Origin of the sequence: Ruminococcus sp., from assembly GCF_017549005.1 — a bacterium.
Taxonomy (GTDB): Bacteria; Bacillota; Clostridia; order Oscillospirales; family Ruminococcaceae; genus Ruminococcus.
The window spans coordinates 18,242-29,466 of the sequence record NZ_JAFYYT010000005.1; the positions used below are offsets into that span (position 1 = coordinate 18,242).

An 11,225-nucleotide genomic window follows, 5' to 3' on the forward strand; every position below is an offset into this window, starting at 1 on the left:
AAACGGCAAAGAAGCAACTTCATTGTTAACCCCTCACAAATCAGCCGCACTTATTTTGTGCAAAACGCAGAACTTGAAAATTATTTTTTCCTTATTAAACGGTTTTCCGTTTAACAGCCCCCTGTTTCAGCCCACTTATAGAAACGCATTATTTATGACGTCCAACAAAAAGGACGCCCGAAGGCGTCCATACATTAATAATATTGTTTTTGCCGAAACCCTTATAGCTAAAGGCTAATCCACCCGCCGCTTTCTTCTCTTCGACCATACTGCCATTCCCAGGGGCAGCACAGGTATCAGCACAAGCAGCAGCGAACGTCCGACCGTACCTGCAATTCCGGTAGCGATATCGCCGTCAAGCCTGTTTATAACCACAAGCTTAGTCTCGCCCACGAATTCAAAGGACATATTATCCGTCTGCTTTGCCTCATCATCATCGCGTTTGAACGTGGATTTATAGTGCTCGTTCTTCTCGCTCACGGTAACGCTCACATTCTTCGGCAGGGCTATCTGCACCCTGTCATTGTGCCTCATGATGAACTTGCAGCCGGTCTTCGGCATAACAGCCTGTTCCTCGCCGTTCTTTGCCCACTGGTATCCGTCGCTGTTCTGAGGATTGTCAACATTCAAAGTAAATGTAAATTCCTTGTTCCTGTTTCCGTAAGCTCCCACGACCTTCTTCTCGATGGTCAGGAACTCCAGCGTCTTGTCCTCCTTGACATTCGGAACGCTGAGAGTATAGATATAGCTGTCCTCGGTCTGCACCAGCTGACCGTTATAGGAATCGCTTATCAGCGAGGGAACTCCTATAGCCGAAATACGGAAGATGATATCATCTTCCAGCTGTTTATAGTTGAAAGGAGCCTGCGTCTCCGTAAGGAAGTAGACTGAACCGTTAACGCCCGGGTCGATATATCTGCCGCTGTTTCCGCCGCAGACGCTGACCTCACCGTTTTCAGTAGCCATATCCTCAAAACCGGTCATAGGGTCTTTGTTCTTGACATAGCCGCTGATAGTTGTAGGCACCTGCTTATAGAGCGCGAAATGCGCCGCGCCGAGCTTTAAGCCAGGATCCGCGCTGTCAGTCTTGACTATCTTGAAATTGAAGGGCTTGTTATAAACGTCCACATAGGCGGTTATACCGTTTTCGCCCTCGCTCCAGCCAGCCCATCCGGCGTTGTTTCCTCCCCAGGGAGTAATTCCGTCGCCTTCGTAAAGCTCAATGGTATCATCGTCCATTATCCTGAAGCATAGCTTCTTCTGTAAGCCGACATAGCCCTTTGGAGCGGCTTTCTGCGTAAGAGTGTACATCTTTTCTCTTTCAAAATTGTACATCATTGCTATAGTTCCGCTGCTGTCGGCGCTGTAATCGCCGAGCACCTTACCGCCTTCCGAGAGCTCAAAGCTTCCGCCGCTGAGCGGCACATCGCTGTTCCACCTGAACAGCCTTATACCGATACCGCCCTCGCGGTTATTTATGATAGTATCGGTTCTCGAAGAGCCCTCCACTGCTCCCTTGCGATAAGCTACGACATAGTTGTAATCCTTGTCACGGGATTCTCCTGCGGGAGTAGCTTTCAGCGTCCTCGTAGCAGTCACCTTGGTTTTTTCGCCGCTTCCGAGAGGCTTTACCGAGCTGTAACCCGTAACCGTACCGTCAGCTGACACCGAAGGAGCACCGCCGAGAATAACTTCTCTGACCTCATAGCCCCCGAAGTCCGTGCGCGGACTGCCGTCAGCATTAGGCCTGAGACTCGCCCAGAAGTAATATGCAGAGGTCGAAGTCGAAGATATCTGCTTAACCGAGCCTTCAAGGAGCTGTCCGTCCACATATACCGCCACATAAACAGGGGAATGAGATATCGTGGTATCGAGGTCGCTCCACTTCTTGTTTACATTGAGACCGTAGCCCTTTTTGTTCTTTATCTTCATCTGAGGATTCTCCTCAGCGTTGACAAGTCCGACATTAAGGGGATTATCGCCGTATTCGCTGTACGAAGCTATCGGTATTGAGACTCCGTTCTCTACCTTTTCACCGTCCTCGCGCTCGTATCCGACAAGACCGTAGCCCGTTTTCACGTCCTCGGTTATCCTGAACACCGAGCCCACAGGAAGTCCCGGAACACAGACCGTATAGCCTGCCGGGATATTCGCAATAGCTCCGAAGCCCGATGATACAAAGGTTATATCATCGTGATCGTAGCCCTCTACAAGTCCCTCGTCCACAGCCTTGACCGTATCGTGGCTGTATGTGAGGTCAGTCGCCACATACTTCTCATTATCGTAGTCGTATACGCAGATCTTCTTGTCCTTGAGGATATAGTACTTATACATATTCGCAAGAGGTATATCCTCCACAGGAACTTCCACTGACGACATATAGAGCCTGAAGCTGAACAGCGCAGGATCGTCTGTTATCTCGTGATCGTCCTCATCAAGGAGCTGTTTCGTGAAGTAAAGATCCTTTATTACGTTGTCCCGAACATAGTTATCGAAGGAAATGCTCGGCTTTTTATCAGCAGTCCCCGTCTCCGAGGAATAGCTCTTGAGATCGCCCTTTACCTCTACCCTGTCGGCAGGCACATCCTCGCCGTTTATCTTTACAGAGCCGTAGACCGTGCTGTCAACGGCACATTCCACTATCCTGTAGCTGATAGTCTGGTCGGGGAAGGATATCTCCGCATTCTTTGCGGGATTTATGAAATAGATGTTCCTGTACGCCTGCTCTTCCGTAAATCCGGGAGGTCGGTACTTTTCCACAAAGGTAACGGGCTGATTTGAGTTCTGATATGATACTCCCACATAGTTATCATTGTTTCCGAGAAGTCTTTCTTCTCCGGGACCGCCGTTTTCGCCGTCAGGAAGAGTATAGTATATCTGGAAAGGATATTCCATGAAGTCGGTGTCGAGATCCTCGGCACCCTCGCCTTTAAGGCTTTTCGACATAACAACGTGACCGGGAGTTACAGCCGCAAGGTTGAATCTCATATACAGATTTGAAGCGTTTCCGCCTCGCTCCATATAGAATATCTTCATTTTATGGGTGGAATAATCACTGAAAACATTCTCTCCGTCCGCGAAATACTGCGACAGGTATCCATTGACTTCAGCTTCGGTCGCAGCGGGCTTCCTCTGTCTGTAGTTATCCGCAAATATTTCGCGCAGGGTCTTTGTTTTCATATTATCGCTGTGATCTTTGCTGTCATCGTATGTTACAACGCCTGTCCTGAAATTGACCTTTCCCATAAGAGCGGAATGCGTACCGCCCAGGTCGAGCACAAGTTCATCGTCGACATAGAGCCAGAAATCGTCATCGCCTGCGAACTCGAATATGATATCGTGTCCCCATGCGTCAAGTCCCGAGGGAGTCTGCACGAAGGAAGCTTCCATTTCCATTCCGAAATAGAAATCCGCCTGTTCTTTGTCCTCATTCTGTATCTTGTGGAGCTGCTCGTACTTTCTCGGATCGTCCTTTGAGAGCTCCTTTCTCATATTTGAATACAGATTTACCGGGTTGTTTCCTTCTGCCGAATATACTCCCGGCTTTATCGTATCGTACGGGAAAAACTGTCCGTGTTTAAGGGAATTGGATTTACTGTGATCGTGAGTGCCAAGCTCACGGTATACCGTAAAACTGGTCTCGCTCTTATCGGCATTTTCGTTGAAAACGATATTTCCGTTATCGTCGGTCTTTTTGAGAGTTGCGAAGTTCTGACAGCTGTCGAACTCGAAATATCCGCTTGAATTATAAACCTTTTCAAGGAAGAGGTGGTTTACTGTCCTTGATTCCGAGGTATTGAAGACCTCGGCAAGGTCCTTTCCTATGCTTGTATTGCCGCTCGGACCTGCTATATCCGGGTAGCCGTTTTCCTTCAGATTATTACTCAGCAGCCCCTTTACCAGGTTGTCCGTACTTGCTGCTTCGCCAAAGTAATCCCTTGTTACGGTCGCTGTCAGCGGTCCGCCGTTCTTCCGTCCCGGTATCCTGTCGATATCCACCATTTTCATCTTGATACCGAACTCGTTATTATCGATCGTAGGGACATCGTGGAGGTCATCGCTGAGGTTGAGCGACTCAAGAGTTGCAAAATAGAAAGGATAGCATACTGCCTGCGAACATGGTTCAAGAGCAGTTTTTTCCGCATTCGGACGCATTCCGATATATTTTACGCGGGCGTCGTCCCATGCGATTATCTCGCTGTAAAAATCGCCCTTTCTTCTTCCCTGCATATTTATGCCAATGGGCTCCTCTCCAAGCACCTGTTGTGTGGAGAACTGCGGAGCTATATACTTTTCTGAATAAGGATTGTACAGCTCATAGTAATAGTTGGGCTCCTTTGTAACAGGGTCGAGGTACTCCTTGAACTTCCATTCCATAGAGCAGGTACCGTCGCCCAGCCACATTATCTTGCCGCCCGAAGCATAGCACGGATACAGCGAACCGTTATAGTCAACGGCATACATATCGTATCTGAGATCCTTTTCGTTCCAGATACGGATATAGACAATAACCTTGGTCCCATCCTTTATATCGGACACGCTGACACGGTCAGCCGAGAAGGTGATGAGGTCCTTTTCCTCAAGCTCAGCCCTGTCAAGGAGCCACATCCATGTTTCGGCCCTGCTTCCGTCGCCAGTAACGCCGAAGCCTTCGGTCTCTGCCACGTATGTAAGGTATACGCCGTTCGACTTTATGCGTATCCTGTTTGAAGCGTCGGAATCTATGGTAAATCTGTCAGCGTATTCACTGCTTTCAGCTGTGCTTATCCCGTCGCCGTCAGCGCAGAGATACAGCCTGCCGTTTGAATTTTCCGTATATATCAGGTACTTTCCGTCAGACTCATACTCAAAGCACCACCTGTCGATCTCGTTGTCCTGATCTACGTAAAGTACCCTGTTGTTTCCGTCGGCTCTGAGTACCAGCTTTACCAGCGAATGTGAATCCCCTGCCGACATAAAGGCATTGCCCGATGTGGCATTTTCTGTATAGTGGAACAAGCCGTAGCTCTTTCCGTCAAGTCCGCACGGGTCGTCAGAAGTGACCGTGTTGTTGAAATACAGCTTCATGCACGAATTAACAGCATTGCTATTAGCGGTATAATATCTGATGCCGCCTCCGCCGTTGGAGTGCTGTAACCATTTATCATAGTCCTTATTCTTGAAATAAAAACTGTTTCCCTGCGTCTCGCTTATTTCAAAAAGGTCGTAATTATCGCTGAGCTTTATTTTATTTCCGCTGTCTGTGCAGATATACTTCTTTTTTCCGTCCACACGGGTATAAATGCGGTAATTGCCATTATCGGCTTCAAAATACCATATTGCCGCGTCAGCTTTTTTACTGCTTTCTTTCAGACAGCCATCGCTGTTTAGTTCACTTGTAACAAAAATATCACTTGAATAGAACCAGTAAAAACCTTTCTCTGCTCTGTCACCCATAAGCTCGTCAATGCTTTTTACAGATTCAAGGGGAACATTCTCCTGATGTTCGCTGCCAACTATCTCATAAACGCTGAATCCCACCGCATAGAAGCTGATCTTTCCGTCATCAACGGTGATATCCGTTATTCTCTCACGCTCGCCGTCATCGCTTATATGCCAGAGCTCGATACCGCTTTCTTGTGAAATAGCAGGGTCATTTATCTCAACATAGACAGGGTGCTCCTCATCGGGCTGATACTCGCCGTCACCGTCGGAAATGCTGATATCATATGCCACGATACCCTCATGCTCCTCCGAAACGTTGACCGCCTCGGGAACAGCTCCCTCGGGCATTTCGCCTGCCAGTGTTATAGTCCTTTCCTGATCCTCTTCATTGGGATACAGCTCAAAGCTCTGCTGTATCAGCTCACCGTCATTCACGGCAGCTTCGCAGCCTGTGCTCTCTGTGCTGCCTACAGCCGGCGAAACAGAAGAAAAGGGGTTCACAACAGCAGAAAGCACCATAGAAACTGCACATACTGCGCTTACTATGTGTTTCTTCAGATCAATCATCGTTCTTACCTTCCTCCCCGCTGTCCTTTCGCCTGAAAAGGAATGTATATACAGCTGCAAGACCTGCGACAGCCATTACAGCCCTGACCGTGTGTGCAGGGAAGCTGTCCCCTGTCAGAACGGAATCAACTATCTTCTTTATCGGAGCTTTTTCAGCTTTTGCCGCCGAAGTCGTGACCGCAGCAGTTGTGGTAACTGTTGCAGCTGTCGTTCCTGCCGCCGTATCCGTCACAGTAGTCGTTACTGTATTGTTATCATCGGATATATCCCTGTTTGCGCCCTTTCCGTTTACGGAAGCGTTCCTGAACTCTATCTTCGAGGACTTGCTGCCGTCAAGGTTGCCGGCAACTACTGAATGGACAAGCTTTTCACCGTCTGTGCGCTCAACATATACCGTAACCGCATAGTTTTTTTCGTCATAACTTATGTTAATATCGTCACCTGCGATCTCGTACACCTTATACCTGAAAGTTCCGGGCTCGGTGATACTGATATCAAAATAGCCGGTGCCGTCCTCGCTTATTTCAAGGATATCCTTTTCGGGAACGGGAGCTCCGAAAGTCTCGGCTTCGATCCTGATCCTGTATTCAAGATCTTCAAGCTCCGAAAATTCATAGCAGTTTACGGGAATACGGGCGCATACCGCCTCATAGGCATAGGCGCTCTGAGCTCCGAAAACGCAAAAAAAGACGGAGACCATGTATACTGCCGTTAAAGCTGCGAATCTTCTGACCGCTTTCATATACAAGCCTCCCTCTTTTTGATCTATATTTAATCAATATAACAGAACACAACTATCCTCGTGACCGAATCTGCATCGGCACAGGTCGACAGTGCGACTATCCGCGACTCGCTCTCCTCGGTAAGCACCTCGGCATTGCTGCGGATAAACTGTCTTATCCTGTTATTATCCATATCAAATACTATTTTTTCCCTGGCGCTCACTCTCATGGCTGCAAATACTCTCAGGCTGCAAGTCTTTTCACCGTTTCTGCCCAGCATCAGAGTTCCCGTACTGTGGCTCTCAAGGTATGACTCGCTCAGAAAATCGTCCAGGGCTCCGAACATCTTTCCATAATCCATATGATGTCCGTATATAACGGAATATTCGTCCGAAAAATCGGAACTGCTCCTGCTGTCAAGGAAAATGCTCCCGGTGAGAGAATACTCTCCGCATGGATCGGTATTAAGGAAATGTGTATTGTCCTTACCCTGCATTACAGGGTAATCAATATTCGTACCGTCGATCGTTATCCACGCAACCATTTCATCGGTTATGGGGTTTTCCGCTGCAGCTGTTCCGTCTGCGCTGTGTGATCTCGGCTTGTATCTCAGGATATCACTGTTTCCCGAATGCTCGAATATGTAGTAATTGTCATAACACTGCCATATACCGATAAGCATTATGAAGCCGAAAAACACTATCGCCAGCCATCCGTAAAGCTCATTGAGCTTTTTCCAGAATCTGAGCAAGGTTACTGCTCGTCCTCGGAGCGCTTCTTCTTAAGATAAAAGCTTCCTGCAAATATGCCTGCGATACCTATAGCCGCTATAGCTGCAGAACCTGCAACTGACATAAGTACGCCTGTGGGGATATTTCCTGCTCTGTCATTGGTGAAAATAACAGCAGCATCACTCTTGAGGAAAGAGTCGGAAACGGTTTTCATGTTGTTCTTGCCCTGCTCGTCGTTTACGATGATATCTGTTCCCGCATTTTCGCCCTTATCGCCGGTCTTGATATCACCGTTCTGATCCAAAGCAGCAGACGGCACATAATCCTCGGGCTCTTCAGCGACGGTATAACCGAGTCCGCTTGGTATACCCTGTATCTCTATTCTCTGCTGGTCATGAACATAGAACGAATAGCCGGCTTTAAGGTCTCCGTATGTTATAGTATTTATATTATTTGCAGTTTTCATGTCATCAACACTATAGATAGTTGCAGAATTTGCAGACGGTGTCTTGTCCCATTCACCTTCGAGCTTGAAAGTATCACTGTCGTCAACGGTAAGCCCGTCGGGATTGTCCAGTGTGACAGTTATCTTGAAATACTTGTCCTTTGAACCCTGATTACCTGTAACATTCTTTCTGAATGCCAAATCATTGGTGTCATAATAGTTTCCGAAGCCCGTCGATTTCTTGCTACTGTCAGCATTTCCCGTCACAGGAGCTTCATCGCCTGTATGTATATAATATCCCTGTATTTCAAGTTTTTTCTGAGTGTTGTCTTCAACATTCTTAACATATACGTCAAGATAGCGGACATTGTTTGTATCATCTGAAACACCTGCAACGTGTGTAGTCTCAACTTCGGTTATCTTATAACGGTATACGCCGGGTTCATCAAAGGTAACATCACTGAGGTCGAGAGTGACCGTCTTTGTGGCATACTTTTCATCTGCACCTGTGGAAGTTCTGAAGCAGGTGCTCTTTGCGCCCTTTGTATCCTCGGATTCTGTTGTGTCAGTGCTTGAAAAAGCAACAGACGCTGTCTTTGTATCATCACCAACAGTCACACCTGCCACGCTGCTCTTGAACTTAATATGGTTCTCCGCAGTATCAGGTCCTTTCAGAACTGCAAGCGTGCTGTTTGTAGCAGCCTTGACTTCAGAATCGCTTATTGCCTCGACTTTCAGCCCGAAAGAAACATTGGGAACTGTTGCCTCATTTTTCATAGAAAGGTATTTTTCAAAAGAAACTTCGCCGCCCTTAACACCGGCGTACAAACCTGCTGCACCTGCGCTCATAGGTACTGTACCTGCAATCGCAGCAATGATACCGAGAGAAGCAACAGCTGCCGCAAATCTTTTAGTTTTCATCATAATTCCTCCCACATATTTAATATTGTCTATATACCGCGCATTCGCATGGTAAACACCACAGCTCCTTCAACATCTTCAAGCGGTATGCCGCCGTATGTTCTGCTGTCGGAAATATCGCTGCGGAAGTCGTTCAGTACGAATACGTGATCGTCAGGTACGATGTAGGGATAGGCTATCGCCGAACCCTCGGGTGAAGTCGGATATACCGCATTTTCGGATATACCATAGTCATTCACCATTATGTAGTCGTTGAATATCTCCACCTTGTCACCGCTCATGGCTATGATCCGCCCTAATCTTGTCCTGCCGTCCTGCCTGTAGGCTATCATGGCGCCCTGCCTGAGCTTCGCAAGCCTGTAGGTAAGGCAGAAGTCCCCGTCCTTTACGGAGGGATAGGCGCTGTTATCATGACAGATATGTATCCCTGCAACAAAAGTTAGCAGTCCCCATATCACAAGTGCCGTAAGTCCCAGCTTGAAAAAAAAGGAAAGGGCGTAATTCCAGGCGGTGCGTTTTTTCTTCGGCTTCGGAGCTGCACCGGCGTTTTTGCCATCAGTAATGCTTGCAGCCGAATTAACGTTTTCTTCCATGGGTCTCTCCTAAAAAAGCCGCGTCAGAAGCCTTTCCAATCCTCAAACGGACAGAATGGCGCTCCGGCGCGGCGGTACAGTTCCCTGTAAATGAAAAAGCAGTATTATCCTTAGGATAATACAGGCAGAATTACTGTCGAGCCCCCTCCAAACAGGACTTCAAAACCTATATCGCTCGATTTTGAGTGTCGTCTGCATAATATGTTTTCAGATAATCGAAAAACTTCATATTCTTATACCGATATATAATATGTATATCGAATTAATTATATCACTTTTATATTACAATGTCAACGTGAAAACTCCCAAAAAAGCCATGAATAATATGTTGAAGTTGCACTCTGCCGATATTTTGTTCATATTTTTCCCGCTTTCACATGATCTGATACATTATAATACATCAGGCTTATCCCTAACTGAACTATTATGTTATTCCGGCGATATATGCATTGTGATATGACAAGTTGCATTATATATATACCGCAATTTTTGAATACAAATTCATGTCATTTATTGCTGCCTTTTTAAGTGCTGTGGTTATTTTTCCCTATTTTTAGAGAAATGAACATTTTGTTAAATCGCAATAAATAGTCAGATAATATCACAGCCGCAATTTTTGGCTTGTATTACATTTAGTTAATATACTATAATAATATACAGATATTAATGTTTGCGTATCAGGGGGATAGCAAGACAAAAGCAATTACCTGTTACAAAACGAGCTCGAAGCAAGCATTTTTATCCGAAGGATCTTTAGTTTTATTTAAAGGAGTGATTTTATTGAAGCTTTCAAGAATCAAGAAAGTTCTCGGCGGCACAGTATCTGCAATGATGATCGCATCATCTGTTCCTGTTGTTGCCTCAGCTGCTGATCAGCAGACAAGAGGAAACGTAGGCGGATACGACTACGAAATGTGGAACCAGAACGGCCAGGGACAGGCTTCGATGAACCCGGGTGCAGGCTCTTTCACCTGCTCATGGAGCAATATCGAAAACTTCCTTGCAAGAATGGGTAAGAACTACGACAGCCAGAAAAAGAATTACAAGCAGATCGGCAATATCGTCCTCACTTATGATGTAGAATATACACCAAGAGGAAATTCGTATATGTGCGTATACGGATGGACAAGAAATCCTCTTATGGAATACTACATCGTTGAAGGCTGGGGCGACTGGAGACCACCCGGAAACGACGGAGAGAACAAGGGTACGGTTTCCCTTAACGGAAACACATACGATATCCGCAAGTCTATGCGCTACAATCAGCCATCACTTGACGGTACTGCTACATTCCCGCAGTACTGGAGCGTTCGTCAGACAAGCGGTTCAGCTAACAATCAGACAAATTACATGAAGGGCACTATCGACGTATCAAAGCACTTCGAGGCATGGGAAAAAGCAGGTCTCGATATGTCCGGTACTCTTTATGAGGTATCTCTCAACATTGAGGGATATAGATCAAACGGTTCTGCTAACGTTAAAAGCGTTACAGTAAGCACCGACGGTTCAGGCGGCGGACAGCAGCAGAATAATGACTGGAATCAGGGTCAGCAGCAGAATAACGACTGGAATAACTGGAACCAGGGTCAGCAGAATTTTGACTGGAACAACTGGAATCAGGGCCAGCAGAATAACGACTGGAACAACTGGAACCAGGGCCAGCAGCAGAACAACGACTGGAACAACTGGAACCAGGGCCAGCAGCAGAACAACGACTGGAATAACTGGAACCAGGGTCAGCAGCAGAATAACGACTGGAACAACTGGAACCAGGGTCAGCAGCAGAACAACGACTGGAACAACTGGAACCAGGGCCAGCAGC

General features: G+C 46.9%; 6 protein-coding genes. 1 reads left to right on the forward strand and 5 read right to left on the reverse strand.

Translation table 11 applies throughout. The features are described 5' to 3' along the window. Positions 1-234: 234 nt before the first annotated feature. Genes IKW96_RS02490 through lepB form a run of 5 tightly spaced genes read right to left on the reverse strand, consistent with a single transcriptional unit; the run spans position 235 to position 9,403 of the window. Complete coding sequence (locus IKW96_RS02490; protein WP_296569922.1) at positions 235-5,991, reverse strand: hypothetical protein; 5,757 nt, start codon at positions 5,989-5,991, stop codon at positions 235-237. After that, a complete protein-coding gene (locus tag IKW96_RS02495; protein ID WP_296569924.1) occupies positions 5,984-6,733 on the reverse strand; it encodes an FctA domain-containing protein in 750 nt (249 codons plus the stop codon). The genes IKW96_RS02490 and IKW96_RS02495 overlap by 8 nt, the downstream gene beginning before the upstream one ends. Positions 6,734-6,762: 29 nt before the next feature. Next, positions 6,763-7,464, reverse strand: a complete 702-nt coding sequence (locus tag IKW96_RS02500; protein WP_296569927.1) for a class B sortase — start codon at positions 7,462-7,464, stop codon at positions 6,763-6,765. Between the two features lie 2 nt (positions 7,465-7,466). Then, positions 7,467-8,810 (reverse strand): hypothetical protein, encoded by a 1,344-nt coding sequence (locus IKW96_RS02505; protein WP_296569929.1) that lies wholly within the window; start codon positions 8,808-8,810, stop codon positions 7,467-7,469. 29 nt (positions 8,811-8,839) lie between these two features. Beyond that, a complete protein-coding gene (gene lepB / locus IKW96_RS02510; protein WP_296569930.1) occupies positions 8,840-9,403 on the reverse strand; it encodes a signal peptidase I in 564 nt (187 codons plus the stop codon). 780 nt (positions 9,404-10,183) lie between these two features. Here lepB and IKW96_RS02515 point away from each other — a divergent pair. Then, a partial coding sequence (locus tag IKW96_RS02515; RefSeq protein WP_296569932.1) for a glycoside hydrolase family 11 protein occupies positions 10,184-11,225 on the forward strand: 1,042 nt, incomplete at its 3' end.

What these genes read in the sequence shown, in the direction of transcription:
- lepB (WP_296569930.1), bottom strand. Translation starts at nt 9,403, where the DNA reads ATGGAAGAAAACGTTAATTCGGCTGCAAGCATTACTGATGGCAAAAAC.
- IKW96_RS02495 (WP_296569924.1), bottom strand. Translation starts at nt 6,733, where the DNA reads ATGAAAGCGGTCAGAAGATTCGCAGCTTTAACGGCAGTATACATGGTC.
- IKW96_RS02490 (WP_296569922.1), bottom strand. Translation starts at nt 5,991, where the DNA reads ATGATTGATCTGAAGAAACACATAGTAAGCGCAGTATGTGCAGTTTCT.
- IKW96_RS02505 (WP_296569929.1), bottom strand. Translation starts at nt 8,810, where the DNA reads ATGAAAACTAAAAGATTTGCGGCAGCTGTTGCTTCTCTCGGTATCATT.